Source organism: Photobacterium swingsii, from assembly GCF_024346715.1.
Lineage (GTDB): Bacteria > Pseudomonadota > Gammaproteobacteria > Enterobacterales > Vibrionaceae > Photobacterium > Photobacterium swingsii.
Window position 1 is genome coordinate 3,207,948 of sequence record NZ_AP024852.1, and the last position, 19,021, is coordinate 3,226,968.

A 19,021-nucleotide genomic window follows, 5' to 3' on the forward strand; every position below is an offset into this window, starting at 1 on the left:
ACAAATTAACCCCACAAAGAAAGGTCAAAACAGCGAGAGAGACAGTGCGTTAAGCTCTGACCTCTCGCTTTTTATTTGTTACAATCTCGCCATTATGTGCTCAGTGTGAGCGCACAACTGAACAACAAAGAGAAGCTAGCTATGAAAATCGGCATTATTGGTGCAATGGAGCAAGAAGTTGCGATCCTAAAAGACCAACTGACTAACTGTGAAACACACAAAAAAGCAGGCTGTACCATCTACACAGGTACACTAAACGGTGCCGATATCGTGTTACTGCAATCTGGCATTGGTAAAGTGGCTGCGGCGGTAGGTTCTGCAATTATGCTTGAAGTTTTCCAACCCGATGTTGTGCTTAACACAGGTTCTGCTGGCGGTTTTGATAGCAGCCTAAACGTGGGTGACGTAGTGATTTCAACAGAAGTTCGCTACCACGATGCTGACGTTACTGCATTCGGTTACGAAATCGGTCAAATGGCACAACAACCTGCCGCTTTCGCATCAGACGAAAAACTGATGGACATCGCTGCGCAAGCACTTGCGACAATGGAAAATGTACACGCAGTACGTGGTCTAATTTGTACCGGTGATGCCTTTGTGTGCAGCGCTGAAAAACAACAATTTATCCGCGATAACTTCCCTACAGTTATCGCAGTAGAAATGGAAGCGGCAGCGATCGCACAAGCATGTCACCAGTTCAACGTCCCTTTTGTTGTGGTTCGCGCAATTTCTGATGTTGCTGACAAAGAATCGCCAATGAGCTTTGATGAGTTCCTACCACTAGCAGCAAAAAGCTCTTCAGTCATGGTGGCTAAAATGGCCGAGTTACTGAATAAGTAATGAACGACTTTTTAGCGATACTCGCTAACAATAGCACCCTACTGGCAATGTGGGGTGCCATTGCATTGCATTGGCTTATTGCCATTCCGCAAGATATTCACCCGCTTAACTTATGGCAGCGCATGGCCATCATGCTCGCCAGTCGCGTTAATAAACCTAGTGACAACCGCCACCAGCGTTTGCTATCAGGTTTACTAACTTGGCTACTGATGTGGCTTACCGTACTCATCATGTTGATTGCCTGCAAACAACTCGTGTGGGTTGATGCCCTTTTTGATCTTACTCTGCTGTGGTTTGCCTTAGGCTGGAAAAATATCAGCCAACTCAGCCAGCAACTGATCAAAGCGTACAGTACTGAAAACAAAACCCTCTGCCGACAACTACTCAGCACCACACTTAACCGCCAAACAGAAAGCCTATCTTTACTAGGGCTCGGTAAAGCAAGTGCGGAAACACAACTGCTCGGCTACGGTCGCCAAGTGATCGGCGTGCTATTTTGGTACGGACTCGCCGGCGGCATAGGCGCACTCATGTATCGCCTAGCTGTATGCCTCGCCCGAGTATGGTCACCAAGCCGCGAGCAATACGCCTTTTTTGGCTATCCCGCCATTCGTATTTTGGCCGTGCTTGATATCGTACCATTACGTTTGTTTGCGTTGCTCATCGCCCTTGGGCAAAACGGCAAGACCGCGCTGCGCAGCTTATGGCAACAAGGGGAAAGCTGGCAACTACCAGGGCCTGGGTGGTTACTGGTGGCAACCGGGAATAAGTTATCGCTCTCACTCGGCGGGCCTGCTATGTATGGCGAACGCAAATTAGAGCGCCCACGCCTAGGGGGGAAAATAGCCCCAGCCGCCTTACACCTCGCTCAAATAGAACAAGTCGCGAAAAGCCGAATCATCATTTGGCTGGTGTTGCAAAGCAGTCTCATCATTCTTTTTCAAGGAGCTTTTTAAGTGCGTTTCGCTTGCTGCTGTTTATTGTTTTTTTCAACCATGAGTTTTGCAACGCAACCGGCCACAAGAGTGATCAGCTTATCGCCTCACATGACAGAGCTGGCGTATGCCGCAGGGTTAGGCGATAAACTGATTGCAGCAACTGACTACAGTGACTACCCCAAAGCCGCACTTGAACTAGAACGCGTGGCTAACCACAGAGGCATCAAACTCGAACGCATTGTTGCGCTAAAACCCGACCTAATTTTAGCGTGGAAAAGCGGTAACCCTCCAAGAGAGATGGCCAAACTTGAGCAACTCGGCTTCAATGTGGTGTACTCCACCTCCAAGGCATTACCTGCCATTGCTGATACCATTGAACGTCTCGGGCAATATGCTGACTCGCCTCGACAGGCACAGCAAGCCGCAAAAGATTACCGTGAAAAGCTAGCCCAATTAACCCAAAAATATCAAAACCAAGAGAAAGTTCGCTACTTTTACCAAATCAGTGCCGCCCCAATGATCACTGTCGCGGACGGTCATTGGCCCACTCAAGTTTTCCAAGTGTGTGGCGGTGAGAATATTTTTGCCACGAGTAAAGCCCCATATCCGCAGGTATCACAAGAGCAAGTTGTGATCCGTCAACCAGAAATCATATTTGGTACCTCTCATGCCAATACAAATGTTGATATATGGCAAGACTGGCAGGGTAAAATACCTGCTGTCGATAATCGGCAGGTTTTTACCGTGAATTCAGACTGGCTTAACCGCCCGACACCTCGAACGCTAAAAGCGATCAAACAGGTATGCGATCACCTAGACACGGTACGAAAACAACGACGTGCGACACAGTAGTTCGCTGCTCTGCCGTCATCTTTCTTTTCGCTTTCTTTATCAGGTAATACTTTAATGCTTATCTATCTCCTTGATATGTTTGGTACTGCTGTATTTGCAGTGTCAGGTGTGCTCTTGGCTGGACGGTTACGTATGGATCCCTTTGGCGTCGTGGTACTCGCCAGTGTAACCGCTATTGGTGGTGGTACGATTCGTGATATGGCACTGGGCGCAACGCCAGTGTTTTGGATCACCGATACCAATTACCTTTGGGTGATCTTTGTTACATGCTTGTTCACTATGGCCGGTATTCGTCGACCACAAAAATTGCCGTGGTATGTTCTCCCCGTTGCCGATGCCATCGGGTTAGCCGTGTTTGTGGCCATAGGTGTTGAAAAAGCCTTACGATTTGGCGCCTCCCCTATGGTCGCCGTTATCATGGGTGTGCTCACAGGCTGTGGTGGTGGGGTGATCCGTGATGTATTAGCACGTGAGATCCCTATGGTATTACGTACCGAGGTCTACGCCACTGCGTGTATTCTGGGTGGTATTGTCCACACGACAGGCTTGTTAACTGGCTTTGCTACCGAAGTGTCCTCACTTGCAGGTATCATCACCACACTAACCATCCGTCTCGCGGCGATTCGTTGGCACTTATCGCTACCGTCACTAACGCTGCGCTAATAACCAAACGGTTAATTACCTCCCTGTTGCAAAAAACCGCCAACTTTGGCGGTTTTTTTATATCCCACATCACTTAAGTAATGTAAAAACTTTACTTAATGCCAAGTCAGACTAATATGTAAAATATAAGCATTACTTAATAACCTTTATTCCATTTGAAATGAAAGCGGAGAGTAATCATGACCCCCTACGTTGAGCATGCCAACATTACGATCAAAGATCTCGACCACACCATCAGGTTTCTACAAACAGCAATACCTGAATTTAAAGTTCGGCATCGTGGACAAAGCGAGGCTTACCACTGGTGTCACATAGGTACACAAGACAGCTATTTAGCACTACAAGAAGTGATAGAACGCACTCAGGTCGACCGTAATCCATATGTCGATATTGGGATTAATCATGTGGGCTTAGTGATTGAGGATGTGGATGCAGCCAAAGTGCGATTACTGGCAGCTGGCTATGTACAAAATGACCTGGCAACCGACCATCCTTGGCGCAAACGTATCTATTTCTTTGACCAAGACGGTGTGGAATGGGAATTTATTGAATACCTAAGCCAGCACGCAACGCAGCGTAATGACTATGCACTTTAATATTGGATAATTAGATAGTGTAACGGCATTAAAAAAGGCGCCGAAGCGCCCTTTGATACTCTGAATCAGCAATTATGATTACTTCAGCGTAATACGTGCAAATTTACGTTTACCAACTTGGTAAACAGCAGTACCTGCCGCTGGCACTAGCTTAGTATCTTCGATTTTATCACCGTCGATCTTTGCTGCACCTTGGCGGATCATACGCATCGCATCTGATGTCGAGTTAACTAAGCCCGCTTCTTTTAGAAGGTTACCGATAGCCATGCCTGCTTCAAACTCAAGCTCTGGCATTTCTTCTGGCATCGCACCTTTTTGGAAACGGTTGATGAACTCTTGCTCTGCTGCGTCAGCATCAGCTTCAGAGTGGAAGCGAGCAATAATTTCTTTCGCCAGCAGGATCTTAACATCGCGTGGGTTTTTGCCGTTTGCCATGTCTTCTTTAAACTGCGCGATTTCTTCAAGTGGACGGAATGACAAGCATTCGAAGTAGTTCCACATAAGATCGTCAGAGATAGACATGATCTTACCAAACATCTCGTTTGGCACGTCATTCACACCAATATAGTTGTTCGCCGACTTAGACATTTTCTTCACGCCGTCCAAACCAACCAATAGTGGCATAGTTAGCACAACCTGTGGTTTTTGACCGTTTGCTTTTTGCAGCTCACGACCCATCAGAAGGTTGAACTTCTGATCCGTACCACCAAGCTCAACGTCAGTTTCCATCGCTACTGAGTCATAACCTTGTAGCAGCGGGTACATGAATTCGTGAATTGCGATAGGACGACCATCAGCGTAGCGCTTTTTAAAGTCATCACGCTCTAGCATACGTGCAACCGTTTGGTTTGCCGCTAGACGGATCATACCTTCAGCACCCAGTTCAGATAACCATGTTGAGTTAAACTCAATCTTGGTTTTCGCTGGATCGAGAATTTTGAATACTTGTTCTTTGTATGTTTCGGCATTTGCTAAAACATCTTCACGTGTCAGCGGTGGACGCGTGGTGTTTTTGCCAGTTGGGTCACCCACCATGCCGGTGAAGTCACCGATCAGGAACGTCACATCATGACCAAGCTCTTGGAAAGTACGAAGCTTGTTTAGGATAACTGTGTGACCTAAGTGGATATCTGGGGCTGTTGGATCTGCACCCAGTTTAATACGTAATGGACGGTTTTCTTTTAACTTGGCAATCAGCTCTTCTTCTGGAATAAGCTCATCGACACCACGCTTAATTTCAGCTAAAGCCTGTTCAATGCTGGCCATTCTTGTTCGCTCCCACAGAATTGGCAAAAAAGTAATAATCGACCATCTTACTTGAATAGCGATGTTTTTTGAAACCAGTTAGACTGGGTGTTGTCTATTTTTTTATTCAGGCCATTTATAGATACACCATGCCGTTTCGTAAGCTAGCTCAATTACCCAAGATTCATCAGATACTGATCGCCACGATCAGTGCTCTTATCGTGCTGCTGCTTCTTCTACCCTCACCCGACAATATGGCGCCGGCTGATCGTAAATTTGAAGTAGGCAAGGCGTATCCCGTTGCTGTCAATGTGGAGACTCCGCAACTGCTACCCGCAGAAAGTACACCTTTACCCTCCGCGCCACTGACATGGAAAAAGCACACCATAAAATCAGGTGAAAGCCTTGCTGTCGTCTTCGATAAAGTCGGATTAAGCCCTGCTACTTTATACCGCCTCGTCAATGCAGATGAAGGCACGCGCTCTCTCACCAATCTGCGCCCAGGCGACACATTAAAATTTGGCTTTGATGAAAATAATGACTTGGTTCAGCTCATCAAGCCCAACACGGCAACAGATACCCTTGTTATAACGCGCACTGCTGATAGCTTTATCTCGAAGGAAGAAACAAAAACCGTAGATACTCAGCTGAACTTTGCGAAAGCCACCATCACATCCAGCTTTTGGAATGCGGGTGACAAAGCAGGGCTAACAGCTAACCAAATCATGGAAATTGCGGGGATTTTTGGTTGGGATATCGACTTCGCACTTGATATTCGTGGCGGTGATAAGTTCTCTGTCTTGTTCGAAGAACAATTTGTAGAAGGTGAATCCATTGGCCGAGGCAATATCCTTGCTGCGACATTTACCAACTTAGGTCAAACATTTACCGCTGTGCGCAGTGAAGACGGCAAGTATTACGATAAAAATGGTAATGCCATGCGTAAGGCCTTCCTACGTTCACCAATTAACTTCCGTTATGTGAGTTCTAACTTTAATCCTCGTCGCCTACACCCAGTAACGGGCCGAGTAAAAGCACACCGCGGTACTGATTATGTTGCCCCTGTCGGCACCCCCATTTGGGCAGCAGGTGATGGCATTGTCATGAAGTCGTCGTACAACAAGTTTAACGGTAACTATGTCTTTATTCGCCATAGCTCTACCTATATCACTAAATACCTGCACATGACCAAGCGTAAAGTCAAAACAGGTCAACGAGTGAAACAAGGGCAAACGGTAGGAACACTCGGCGGTACAGGTCGCGTGACGGGCCCACACCTACACTATGAGTTTTTGGTCAACGGCGTACACAAAAACCCTCGTACCGTGAAGCTACCGCAAGCTGAGTCGCTACGCGGTAAGCAAAAGACTGCCTTTAAAAAGCATGCTGACAAACGCTTAAATCAATTAGCGCAGTTCAGTAACTTGCTGGCAGGGACAAACAGCCCATTGATTATCAACCAAGGCTAATTCTCTCGCTTACTGGCAACAAAAAAGCCGTCACTTACAATAAGTGACGGCTTTTTATTATCTTTTTATCCACCAGAAGACTCATCAGTCTTCTCGCATCATTCGCAATAAATTAAACGCTAAACGACGCACCACAACCACACGTTGTGGTGGCATTAGGGTTATTAACGAAGAAACGAGAACCTTCTAGGCCTTCTGTGTAATCAACCGTACCACCGATCAAGTATTGTAGGCTCATCGGGTCAACAACAAGTGTTACGCCCTGTTTTTCAATTGTCATATCGCCTTCGTTTACCTTCTCATCGAAAGTAAAACCGTATTGGAAACCACTACAGCCACCACCTGTGATGTACACACGTAGCTTCAGTTCTGGGTTTTCTTCTTCAGCGATTAGCGTTTTCACTTTATTCGCGGCAACATCTGAAAAATTTAGCGGCAAATTGGTGTCGCTCATCAAGACCTCACAAACATATCGAGTTATTAAGAGGATTATCTAATACCTGACTAGCTCGTTCAAGTATTGACCACCTCTGCACGTAATTTTTCTTTTTTAATTGTGCGGTGCAATAGCTGAGAATATATCGGTTTCCCGCCTAATACTTGCGCCAACATAGTAGCACCAAGGGTAGTAATAATAAGCGGTACAATCAAATGGTAGTTATTGGTCATTTCAATAACCAGCAAAATACCCGTGATTGGCGCACGCACAGTGGCAGCAAAGAGCGCCCCCATTCCAGCAATCGCAAACATGCCTGGCTCTAAACCCAGCTCTGGAAACGACGCTTGTGCAACTGAACCAAAGAAAGTGCCAAATAAAGTCCCTAACGCCAACATAGGTGCAAAAATGCCGCCTGGAGCCCCCGAACCAAAGCACAATAAGGTGGTCGCCACACGCGCTAAGAACAAGATGAACAGTAGACTGACACTGTACTGACCATTGGTCGCATCAGGAATGATCGCAATACCACCACCAGTCAGCTCAGGTAAATAAAGCAACAGCAAACCAAAACAGCCGCCTAACAAAGTCCCTGTAATCAAATAACGGCGACGATCATTTTTATGAATTCGAGCAAACAAATCTTGAGAAAGGGTCACTAAACGGTTGAAGATCACCCCGAACACACCAAAAAACATCCCCAATAAAAGGAACAACCAAAGCGAAGTCAGCATCGGCGCGTCATATTGCGGCATCGATATCACCGCCTCTTGGCCTCGAATGCTACGAAATACAATCGTGGCAACAATTGATGAAATCATGACGCACTTAATTGAAATCAGGCTATAGCGAAACTGTGGACGCATTTCTTCGACCACAAACATGATTCCAGCCATTGGTGCATTAAATGCGGAAGCCAAACCCCCCGCGGCCCCTGCTGCTAATAATGCATGTCGCCCTTCTTTGTCTTTTAAACGGAAGATATCGGTGATCATACGACCCACATTACCGCCCATCTGTACCGTTGGGCCTTCACGCCCTAACACCATGCCTGAACCTAATGCCCCTAAACCACCGATGAATTTCACCGGTAATACTCGCCACCAGCGAACAGGACGAATATCTTCCATTGCCCCTTCAATTTCTGGGATCCCAGATCCTGCCGCTTCTGGTGCAAAGCGCTGCACTAAAAAATAACCGATAAATGCCAGACCAGCACTCACCATAAAAGCCGTTAACCATAAAGGTAAGCTGCTACTAATTTCAGCCCGTAGCCAGTCGGTACGTTGCTCTGATACCCAGTGAACACCAATTTCAAACAGTGTCCCCATCAAGCCTGCAATAACGCCGACAATGGCAGAAAGAATTAATACTGATACTGGGGTTTTATCTTGCGATAAAAAACGCCGCATTAGGCGCGTAGGACGACGACGATAAGCTGTCGCCTGAGGTTGAGCAGGTTCCGTCATGGTTAAACCGTATAAATTAGTAAGCAGCAGAAAGGATAGACATGATTTGTATTGTCTGTAGTGCAAACCCTGCAAGAATATGCAGCGATTTGCTACAGCAAGCTTAGCCAATAGTTAATCAAGTTAACACTCACAATGTTGAAAACTAGCTTTCCATCACTGATCGCTAGGGGAGAAATCGAAAAGAACTGCGAAATGGTGACAAACATCCCTAGCGCTGGCGCTTTTCCTTTGGGTACAATGCCGCAGCCTGAATTAAATAAATTAAATAGGACACTACTAATGAGCAAATCAGCAGAATTATTTGCCAAAGCACAAGAAGCCATCCCGGGTGGCGTAAACTCACCAGTTCGCGCATTTGCCGGCGTTGGTGGTCACCCACTATTTATCGAACGTGCTGACGGTGCCTACATTTTCGATGCTGATGGTAAAGCGTACATTGACTACGTTGGCTCATGGGGTCCTATGATTCTTGGTCACAACCATGTTGCTATCCGTGATGCCGTTATCGACGCAGCACAACGTGGCCTTAGCTTTGGTGCGCCAACTGAAATGGAAATCACCATGGCTGAAATGGTGTCACGCTTAGTGCCATCAATGGAACAAGTACGCATGGTTAGCTCAGGTACTGAAGCAACCATGAGTGCAATTCGCCTCGCACGTGGTTTCACTAACCGTGACAAAATCATTAAGTTTGAAGGTTGTTACCACGGCCACGCTGACTGCCTACTGGTTAAAGCTGGCTCGGGCGCACTAACGCTGGGTCAACCAAGCTCACCTGGTGTACCGGCTGATTTTGCAAAACACACCCTAACTTGTACTTTTAACGATCTAGAATCAGTACGCACTGTGTTTGCAGAAAACCCAGAAGACGTTGCTTGTATTATCGTTGAACCTGTTGCGGGTAACATGAACTGCATTCCACCTGTACCGGGCTTCCTTGAAGGTCTTCGCGAGATCTGTGACGAGTATGGTGCACTACTGATTCTTGATGAAGTGATGACTGGCTTCCGTGTTTCTCACGGTGGCGCGCAAGGTTACTACAACATCAAGCCAGACCTAACGACACTCGGTAAAGTGATCGGTGGCGGTATGCCTGTGGGTGCTTTCGGTGGTCGTAAAGAAGTCATGCAATATGTCGCGCCGACTGGCCCTGTATACCAAGCGGGGACATTATCTGGTAACCCTGTCGCTATGGCAGCAGGTCATGCATGTTTGACTGTACTGACAGAAGAAGGCAACGAGCGTCGCCTATCTACGACAACGAAACACCTAGCGGAAGGCTTTAAAGCCCTAGCAGAAAAACACGGTATCCCGCTAGCAACTAACCAAGTGGGTGCAATGTTTGGTTTCTTCTTCACCACGCAAGAAAGCGTAACCTGCTACGAAGATGTGACTAAGTGTGATGTTGAGCGCTTCAAGCGTTTCTTCAACCTTATGCTGAAAAATGGTGTGTACCTTGCGCCATCGGCATACGAAGCATGCTTTACGTCACTAGCACACGGCGATAAAGAGATCGAAGCAACCCTAGCGGCGGCTGATCGTGCATTCGCAACTCTGGCTGAAGAAGCTAACGCGTAAACAAATGCGTTAAAAGTATGACCAAAGCGCCACGCTCGTCGTGGCGTTTTTTTATGCCTGTTATTGCCAAAAGACAATGGCTAGCACCACCAAGCCAAGTAATACCATTAGTGCAAAAGGCGGACGGCGTTTCGGCTTTTTATCACACTGATTATCACAACATCCCATTTCATCATCCTCTTATTACGTTTGTTCCATCAATATTTTTGAAGCTATTCTATTCTTTGCATTATAACTAAAACAGCATGTTAGTCTTTTCTTGTCATCACTATTGCATAGACAGAAATTGATGCGATGATAAGCGCTATCAACTGATAATTAACTGCTTATTTCGCTGATAGGTATTCACCTTTCGGTATATTGACCTTGTAAGGACATGAAAGTGCCAAAACCATTTAAAGCCGAATCCAGACATTGGATGTTAATTGCGGCATTGATCATTGCAGCTTATGCCAGCTACCGCCTGATTGAACCTTATCTGGGCCCTATCGTTATGGGCTTCATTATTTCGTTACTTTACTACCCTATTCACGAAAGAATTGAAGCAAAAATGCCGAAGCGCCCTAATAGCGCGGCGATTTTGTCATGCACGCTATTAACCTTCATTATTGTGATCCCGCTACTTGTCGTCTTTAGCTCTATCATTCAACAAGGTACAACGTTTTCAAAAGGCAGCTATGTGTGGTTAACAAGTGGTGGTGCAGAACAAATGCTCAACCACCCATATGCTCAATCCGCCCTTGCTTTAATTGATAAATATTCACCATTTGAAGGCGTTGACGCCCAAGTTATTATTCAAAAAATTGCGTCAGCAGCATCCAAATTTGGTTCACAGCTCATCAATATGAGCGCCAAACTACTCGGTGATGCCACCAACTTTTTGGTGAGCTTTCTACTCATGCTGTTTGTGTTATTTTTCTTACTGCGCGATCACGAGAAGATGGTCTCCACCCTGCGTTTGATCATCCCACTTTCTCGTAGCCAAGAAGACACCCTGCTTAACGAAGTTGAGCAAGTCGCTAAATCAGCAGTACTCGGCGCATTTCTAACAGCGATAGTCCAAGGGTTTGTCGGTGGTTTCGCGATGTGGTTAGCAGGGTTCCCCGCATTATTCTGGGGCTCCATGATGGCCTTTGCCTCTTTCATTCCCGTTGTCGGCACAGCGTTGATCTGGCTACCGGCTTCGATTTACTTATTACTGGTGGATCAATGGGAATGGGCGCTGTTCTTATCTGCATGGGGCATCATTGTCGTCGGCTCTATCGACAACGTGGTTCGTCCATTGCTGATGCAAGGCAATTCAAGCATGAATACCTTGCTGATCTTCTTCTCAATCTTGGGTGGTTTACACCTGTTTGGCCTGATCGGCATGATCTACGGTCCAATCATTTTTGCGGTAACTGCTGTGCTATTCCACATGTATGAAGTTGAATTTAAAGACTTCCTAGAGCAACAAGACCGAAATTAACCACTAAACCCGCCGTATCAGCCTTGATACGGCGGTGCTCATCTTCCTTTACTGCTGGTTTTATGGAACAATTCGCGCCCTTCGTGATGTTTATTTGAGGCCCATTATGTCCTATACCGCAGCCAGTCAGGTCGTTGCCCGTCAACTTGAGTTTTTTGAAAACCGTAAAGTACTCGTCGTTGGCGAACTCAGCGATGACTACCCACTGGCATTGGTAGACGTTGCGCAGTCAGTATCCGTATTTACCACCAATTATGGCTACCATCGACAAATCAGCCGCTCAAATAAAGTAACTAGCTACTTTGGCGCTGAATTAACCGAAGATTTAGATATCGATATGATCCTGCTGTACTGGCCAAAAGCCAAAGCGGAAGCGGATTATTTGCTCTCTATGCTATTCGCTAAATTTGGTACTAGCACTGAGATTTGTGTTGTGGGTGAAAACCGTAGTGGTGTGCGTAGTGCAGAAAAAATGTTCACGCCATACGGCCCACTGACTAAATATGACTCAGCCCGTCGTTGTGGTTTTTATTGGGGCCGTTGCGATAACGAAGTACAAGCATTTGAGCTATCAGCATGGTTCCGTAATTACCCAATCACAGTTGCGGGTACAGAACTGACCATTCGTTCTTTACCGGGTGTATTTAGCCACGGTGAATTCGATAAAGGCTCAGAGTTATTGCTTAACACGCTACCTAAGTTACGCGGTAAAGTGCTTGATTTCGGTTGTGGTGCTGGCGTGATTGGTGCGGTCATGAAAACGAATAACCCTAGCATTGAATTAGAACTGTGTGACATTAGCGCACTGGCGATTGAGTCAGCCAAAGAGACCTTCAGAATCAACAATCTTGAAGCCAAATTCACAGCGACCGATGTCTATGCAGAATTGCCAGGTTCATACAATTACCTGATCAGTAACCCACCCTTTCATGCGGGATTAAAAACCTTTTATGCTGCAACAGAAGACTTCATCGCGCAGGCACCTCAACACCTTCATGATGATGGCGCTTTGATCATTGTTGCCAATAGTTTCTTACAGTACCCGCCACTGATTGAAAAAAGTTTCGGTGAGTGTCGTACTGCAGCGACAACAAATAAATTCAATATTTACGCCGCGAAAAAATAACATCTTAAGCAGGCTGAAATTGCTCAGCCTGCTTTTAATTACGTCATTTATCACGCGCCCTCTCCGTTAAGTTCGTCAATTTTGTGTTTTGACACACGCTTCATTACCCACTTGCTTGATCCCACAAAAAAACTCAGTATAACAAGTAGACAATGCTCCTTTTATTCGTCGCTTTGTTATCATTACTGGTTTTCTCATACGCGTAAAACGTCAAAATAATCTACTGCTAATACAGTCAGTTAAAATGACATGCCTTGTTCACGCAATTAATTAACCGAGTAAAGATTCACAGTATTAACCTCCATGTAACGCGCAAAATGATGACCCTAAACGCAGGCAATGCAATGAAGAACACCACGCAGTTTAAGCGCCTCCAAAACACCTTAATGATCGCTTTTTTGGTGCTGAGTATTACGCCATTAACGCTTTCAGCGATGTTTTTCATGAATTCACACACCAAAGATTTGGTTGAGCAAAGTACAACTCACCTCGCGTCCTTACTCGAGAATAAAAAGAAACAGCTCAATAACTTCTTTATTGCGAAAGAATCAGAAGCTAAGAGCTTTTCACGCTCCGAATTAGCGAATGCCAGTGGCGGTCGATTTTATGGGTTAGTTGGCGCTTTTCATCAGCTTGGCGAGTTACCCAGTAAACTGGATGATAATAATCGCAGCACCTATTTCACCCATACGCTGACAGAAAAAGGCAAATCGGTGAATAGCCACAGCACCAACTACATAGGGCACGAGCGTTATCGTTTAATGTACAAACGCTACCATTGGGCGTTTGAAGAATACTTAAAACGATCTGATTTCAGTGACATTATGTTGGTCGATATCAAAGGCAATGTAGTGTACTCCGTCAATCATCCGGAGCGATTTGGTATAGGTCTCAATGACCCACGATTTGCTGACAGCGCACTCAGTAACACCTTCAAAGCAATTAAAGCACAAACCCGTGATATCCAAGGTCAGCCCGAGCAGGTGCCGATTGCATTCACGGACTTTTCGCTAAACCAAGGTGAGACATTACAAACCGCCTGGTTTGCAGCCCCCGTTATCCAACAGGGCTATCTGCACAGTTACGTCTTTTTTGAACTCAATAATGACAAGATCAGCAGCCTTATTGCCGATACCACTCCAACAAACAACTATGTTCAAACCGTGCTTGTGGGCAGTGATCATCAGCCAAGGATCCCAACAACCAGCAATAGCAGTAACACACTCAATAGTGAAAGTATTACTCAAGCTCTCGAAGGCAATACAGGTGTCGGTAGCTTTTTAAACTTTAGTCAAACCCCGGTACTGAGTGCCTTTTCTCCGATCAATGTCCTCGGTAACACTTGGGCGTTAGTGGTTGAACTCCCAGAAGAAGAAGCCTTTGCTCGGATCCGCCAGCTAGAAAAAATATTCTTAGTCGCAATGATCACCGCTATCGTATTGGTAATCATCGCATCACATTTACTTTCAAACTCGATTACCGCTCCACTGCTGCGACTGACTTGGGCGGCAGAACGCGTCTCGGCTGGTGATTTAGACCAAAAGATTGAAGGGATAGAGCGAAGTGATGAAATTGGCCGTCTTGCCGTTAGTTTTGCGCGTATGCAACGCTCGGTACGGGAAAAAATCAGTCTTATTCGTGACCAAAATACAGAGTTAGAACAAAACTTGACTGTCATACAGCAACAAAACAAAGAACTCCAAGTTACCGATAAACTTAAAGATGAATTTCTGGCAACTACCTCACATGAGCTGCGTACTCCTCTTCACGGTATGGTTGGCATTGCGGAATCATTATTGGCGGGAGCCAACGGCCCGGTGCAAGCGTCACAACGTCGCCAGCTTGAAATGCTGATCAACAGCGGTCAGCGCCTGACTAACTTAGTGGATGATCTCTTGGATTATCATAAGATGCGCTATGGCGATCTCGACATCAACAAACATGCTGTCGATCTATCGTCTGCCACTCATCTCGTGCTTGAGCTATCGCGCCACTTGGTTGGCAGCAAACCGATTCGGATCATTAACCAAATCCCGACAGATTTACCTCCAGTCTTAGCGGATGAACAGCGCCTAGAGCAAGTGCTGTATAACCTGATAGGTAATGCGATCAAATACACCTCAGAAGGTAAAATTGTCTTATCTGCTATGGTGCTCGAAAATCAAATTCGAGTGCAGGTCGTTGATACAGGACAAGGGATCCCTCCTGAGCAACTCGAACATATCTTTGAGCCGCTGATTCAAGCCAATACAGGCTCCGCACACTACCGTCAGGGAGCGGGATTAGGGCTATCCATCAGTCGCCAGTTAATTGAATTAATGGGCGGCCGTTTGTATGTCAGTAGCCAGCCTATGGTAGGCGCAACGTTCAGCTTTACACTGAACCTTGCCAGCGAACAAGACATTGCCGACAGCAAGCTAGGTAGCAGCAGCCACTTTAAAGCGCCAACATTAGGCGTATCGAGTTGCAAAGATGAAGCGCTACCAAGTAATCCTGATGGTGAATTATTGCTAGTTGTGGACGATGAACCCGTTAATCTACAAGTCCTGAACAACTTCTTGCGCCTTGAAGGCTATCAAGTCTTAACGGCAGAAAGTGGCCCTCAAGCCTTATCGCTCATGGAACAACACCAGCCAGCATTAATTCTACTCGATATCATGATGCCAGAAATGAGCGGCTATGAAGTGTGCCAGCATTTACGCCAACAATACGATTTACGAGAATTACCTATCATTATGCTCTCAGCACTTGGACAAGTGCAGGATCGAGTAAAGGGCTTTGAATATGGCGCCAATGATTATTTAGCTAAGCCCTTTAATAAAGAAGAATTAATTGCCCGTATTGGTGCCCATATTCAGGCAGGAAAAACTGAGCAGCAACGCCAGCAAAACCAAATGCTACAACAGGAAATTGACCGCAGAGAGCAAGTGGAAGAAGGCTTATTGGAAACTCAAACTCGCTTGATGGGTTTACTGGAATCCACCAGCGAGGCCATTGTTTGTGTGCAAAATGAAGGCCGGGTACGTTACGCAAATGCAGCGGCAGGAAAGCTCTTTAAGCGAGCACCAGAGCAACTAGAGCGCCATACAATCGATGATATCTTAATGACGCACTTACCCGATGACATTAGCCAAAGCCATCATTTCAACGGCCAACTCACCTTTAGAATTGGCGATGAGCTTAAAGCACTTGATACCGATGTGATTAACCTACCCGAAGAATCTGGACTAAAAAGGATGTTTATCTTTGATAACGTCGGTCCTTCCGCTCAGCACCGAATTAGTGAACTAGAAAGCGCCATTGATGTGCTGTCAGGATTTGCCTTTGATGGCGATAGAAATAACCTGCAACAGCTGCGCGAACTCGGCGGTGAATTCACACGCTTGGCCGATAAACTTGGTAGCGATAATAAAGATAGGGGCAGCATAGTACGGGAATTACTGGTAGATGTGATGAAAACAACCCTTTCTACTTGGGAAGAAACAACACAAAAAACCAAGTTTGATCTGGCCGAAGAAAGTGGCTTATGGCGCGTCTACCTCGACCGTAGCACGCTTCAAACACGCACATTAGACAAATACTTACATGTTGAAACGCTACCCAAAACGCCACGTTGGCGCACGGTACTGAGCACCATTAACTTTGTTATGGCACGCTGTGATGAACAGTCTACCGCTTACCAATCACTCTTAGTTAAACGCGACAAACTACAGCACCTTATTACTCAATAAGTCTATGGTTCTCCTAAAGCCTATCGTGCCCCAAGCCCACAGAAGATAAATTTCTGCGGGCTTTTTACTTTTCATTCAATAAAAAACAACCTCACTACCTTCAGCAGGTAGCCTTAAATATCTTAGTCCTATCTAAGGTTTTGAGCTCACGACAGCCTTCACAGCCCGCGAGATTTATAGCTCCCCACAAGCCAATAATAGCCACGCTCTAACACGCTTAAGTGGGTTTTACTCTCTGTCCAATAACGATAATACCAAGCAAACACAGCGGCTCAGAAGGACTAATTTCACGCTTGAAAAAAGCCTAAAAACCACCTTCAAACCAGTCAAAACAGGGTTCATTAAGTGGTGAAAAATAGTGCAAAAAAGCGCATTTATTACCAATCAATAAAAATATTGTGGTTTATGAGAAGCGAATCACAACAAATTCTCACGATAAATTTTCCGCAAGGAATTAACTAAAAAACAGCTATTGAGTTACATCACAAAAGAAAACCCTAGCTAATAAAACCCAGTCAAAACAAAACCCAAAAAGTTAGTAACCACCAACAAATCTAATGTAACAACCAATTACAAACGTGATGGAAAACACACTCCATTAATACCGCTATTCTCTCAAGCAAACGTAAAATAACGTTTTTAACGTCACCTATTGATGTTTTAACGTTTTTAACGAGCGAGCAGATTGACGATTTTCCGTTTCAGGCGTTTCCTTAAGGGACTGAGAGCCTACACGACCATTTGAAAGAACCACGGTTGGTTTCCTTCATAGTAGGTTCGATATGTCCGGAACTTATTTCCATTAAGTGAAACTAAGCACAAGTAAGGAACAGCTATGCTTGCCAATATTAAGAAAACCAAGTTAGCACTTGCGGTAGTTGCCGCTGCTACTACAGTATTTACAGCGCCAATTGCCGCTGCTGCTGATCGTAGTGAACTGACTATGGTACCTAAGTTCTACCCTACATTTGTTCGTAACTTTAACCCTTACCTGCAAACTCAATTAGATACAGTTCAAGATTTCATCTACGAGCCACTTGTCGTATTCAATGAGTTAAAAGGTAATCAGCCTGTCATGCGTTTGGCGAAAGACTACTATATGTCTGACGACCTAATGAAAGTGACATTTGAGATTCGCGATGGCGTTAAGTGGTCTGATGGTAAGGCCTTTACCGCGCAAGATGTAGCCTTCACTTTCGACATGCTAAAAGAATACCCAGAGCTAGACCGCACAGGGATTAACAAGCGCCTAAAAAGTGTGAAAGCATCGGGTGATAAAGTCACGTTTGAACTCACAGAAGCTAACTCAAACGTTCCTTACCTAATCTCTAAAGTATCTGTTGTTGCTAAGCACATTTGGGACAAAATTGACGATCCAACACGCTTTACCAACACCAACCCTGTTGGTACGGGTCCATTCACTGAAATCGAAACATTCACCCCACAACTTTATACGCAGTGTCGTAACCCTAACTACTGGGATAATGGCAACCTAGAGGTTGATTGTCTTCGCCTACCACAAGTTGCTGGTAATGATCAGTTCCTAGGTCAGGTACTAAGCGGTCAATTCGACTGGACTTACTCTTTCATTCCTGATGTAGACAGCACATACGCAGCAGCAAGCCCGAACAATAAGTACTGGTACCCAGCAGGCGGTAGCCAAGCATTTATGTTCAACTACAAGTCTCCAAATGCGGGCAACGCTGAAGCGATCAATAACATTGATTTCCGTCGTGCATTCTCTATGGCTATCGACCGTGAAACCATCATCGATATCGCATTCTACGGCGGCGGTGTTGTGAATGATTACGCATCAGGTCTTGGTCAAGCATTCGAATCATGGTCTGACGAAAAGATTCATAACAAGTACAAGCCTTACATGACTTACAACGTCAATAATGCCAAGGCTCTTCTTAAGAAAGCTGGCTTTAAAGATCGTAATGGCGATGGCTTTGTAGAAACCCCATCAGGTAAGAAACTTGAGCTAGTGATCCAATCACCAAACGGTTGGACTGACTTCAACAACACAGTGCAGCTAAGTGTTGAAATGCTTGAAGAAGTCGGTATCAAAGCAAAAGCAAGCACACCAGATTTCTCGGTATACAACCAAACCATGCTAGATGCGAAGTACGACGTGGCTTACACCAACTACTTCCACGGTGCGGATCCATACACTTACTGGGATAGTGCATACCATTCACGCTTCCAAGCAAACGAAGGCATGCCTCGTTTCGCACTTCACTACTGGAAGAGCGCAGAGCTAGATAAGCTGCTTGATGGCTTCTACAAAACAGCAGACCGTGATGAACAAGTTCAGATCGCACATAAGATCCAGAAAATCATCGCAGAAAACCAAGTGACCGTTCCTGTAATGTCTGGTGCGTACACTTCTCAATACAACACCTCTCGCTTTACAGGTTGGTGGAATGAGAAGAATCCGAAAGGTCGTCCAATGCCAATTACCAACACGCAAGAACGTCTGCTACAAGTACTTGATCTAAAACCTAAAGCATAATTTAGGTAACTAACTTGCGGTGTGCACCTTGCGCACCGCCTCTTCCCCCACTCTTTTGAAAGTTATGGCGCTTTGCGTCAGGGGGATTTCTG

General features: G+C 45.6%; 14 protein-coding genes. 11 read left to right on the forward strand and 3 right to left on the reverse strand.

Going from position 1 to position 19,021, the window contains the following annotated elements:
- Nucleotides 1-141: 141 nt before the first annotated feature.
- The 5 genes from mtnN to OCU77_RS14495 all read left to right on the forward strand — a co-directional run bounded on the left by mtnN (nt 142) and on the right by OCU77_RS14495 (nt 3,889).
- The gene (mtnN, locus tag OCU77_RS14475) at nt 142-840 is read left to right on the forward strand and encodes a 5'-methylthioadenosine/S-adenosylhomocysteine nucleosidase (protein WP_107303141.1); all 699 of its coding nucleotides are present in this window, start codon (nt 142-144) and stop codon (nt 838-840) included.
- On the forward strand, nt 840-1,796 hold the full coding sequence (locus OCU77_RS14480; RefSeq protein WP_048900324.1) for a cobalamin biosynthesis family protein: 957 nt from the start codon (nt 840-842) through the stop codon (nt 1,794-1,796). The genes mtnN and OCU77_RS14480 overlap by 1 nt, the downstream gene beginning before the upstream one ends.
- Nucleotides 1,797-2,630, forward strand: coding sequence for a vitamin B12 ABC transporter substrate-binding protein BtuF (btuF, locus tag OCU77_RS14485; RefSeq protein WP_048900323.1), 834 nt, complete (start codon nt 1,797-1,799; stop codon nt 2,628-2,630). It begins immediately after the preceding gene.
- Nucleotides 2,631-2,684: 54 nt separating this feature from the next.
- Nucleotides 2,685-3,293: a TRIC cation channel family protein gene (locus OCU77_RS14490; RefSeq protein ID WP_048900322.1), complete on the forward strand. Its 609-nt coding sequence runs from the start codon at nt 2,685-2,687 to the stop codon at nt 3,291-3,293.
- Nucleotides 3,294-3,472: 179 nt separating this feature from the next.
- Nucleotides 3,473-3,889: a VOC family protein gene (locus OCU77_RS14495; protein WP_048900321.1), complete on the forward strand. Its 417-nt coding sequence runs from the start codon at nt 3,473-3,475 to the stop codon at nt 3,887-3,889.
- A 78-nt stretch (nt 3,890-3,967) separates the two neighbouring features.
- Here OCU77_RS14495 and tyrS read toward each other — a convergent pair whose 3' ends face one another.
- A complete protein-coding gene (gene tyrS, locus OCU77_RS14500) occupies nt 3,968-5,155 on the reverse strand; it encodes a tyrosine--tRNA ligase (RefSeq protein ID WP_107303142.1) in 1,188 nt (395 codons plus the stop codon).
- A 128-nt stretch (nt 5,156-5,283) separates the two neighbouring features.
- Here tyrS and OCU77_RS14505 point away from each other — a divergent pair, with 128 nt between their 5' ends.
- Complete coding sequence (locus OCU77_RS14505; RefSeq protein WP_107303143.1) at nt 5,284-6,603, forward strand: peptidoglycan DD-metalloendopeptidase family protein; 1,320 nt, start codon at nt 5,284-5,286, stop codon at nt 6,601-6,603.
- A gap of 112 nt (nt 6,604-6,715) precedes the next feature.
- On the opposite strand, the gene erpA is transcribed toward OCU77_RS14505, so the two are convergent.
- Nucleotides 6,716-7,057 (reverse strand): iron-sulfur cluster insertion protein ErpA, encoded by a 342-nt coding sequence (erpA, locus tag OCU77_RS14510; RefSeq protein ID WP_048900320.1) that lies wholly within the window; start codon nt 7,055-7,057, stop codon nt 6,716-6,718.
- A gap of 59 nt (nt 7,058-7,116) precedes the next feature.
- The gene (gene clcA, locus OCU77_RS14515) at nt 7,117-8,451 is read right to left on the reverse strand and encodes a H(+)/Cl(-) exchange transporter ClcA (RefSeq protein WP_390624772.1); all 1,335 of its coding nucleotides are present in this window, start codon (nt 8,449-8,451) and stop codon (nt 7,117-7,119) included.
- 339 nt (nt 8,452-8,790) lie between these two features.
- Between clcA and hemL the strand changes: the two genes are divergently transcribed.
- From hemL to OCU77_RS14540, 5 genes are all read left to right on the forward strand, one after another.
- Nucleotides 8,791-10,089, forward strand: a complete 1,299-nt coding sequence (gene hemL / locus OCU77_RS14520) for a glutamate-1-semialdehyde 2,1-aminomutase (protein WP_107303150.1) — start codon at nt 8,791-8,793, stop codon at nt 10,087-10,089.
- Between the two features lie 382 nt (nt 10,090-10,471).
- Nucleotides 10,472-11,557 carry an AI-2E family transporter gene (locus OCU77_RS14525; protein WP_084711874.1) on the forward strand — a complete coding sequence of 362 codons (1,086 nt, stop codon included), beginning with the start codon at nt 10,472-10,474 and terminating at the stop codon, nt 11,555-11,557.
- Between the two features lie 106 nt (nt 11,558-11,663).
- Nucleotides 11,664-12,683: a 16S rRNA (guanine(1207)-N(2))-methyltransferase RsmC gene (gene rsmC / locus OCU77_RS14530; protein ID WP_048900317.1), complete on the forward strand. Its 1,020-nt coding sequence runs from the start codon at nt 11,664-11,666 to the stop codon at nt 12,681-12,683.
- A 344-nt stretch (nt 12,684-13,027) separates the two neighbouring features.
- Nucleotides 13,028-16,414: a response regulator gene (locus OCU77_RS14535; RefSeq protein WP_048900342.1), complete on the forward strand. Its 3,387-nt coding sequence runs from the start codon at nt 13,028-13,030 to the stop codon at nt 16,412-16,414.
- A gap of 835 nt (nt 16,415-17,249) precedes the next feature.
- Nucleotides 17,250-18,929, forward strand: a complete 1,680-nt coding sequence (locus tag OCU77_RS14540; RefSeq protein WP_048900316.1) for an ABC transporter substrate-binding protein — start codon at nt 17,250-17,252, stop codon at nt 18,927-18,929.
- Nucleotides 18,930-19,021: the final 92 nt, after the last annotated feature.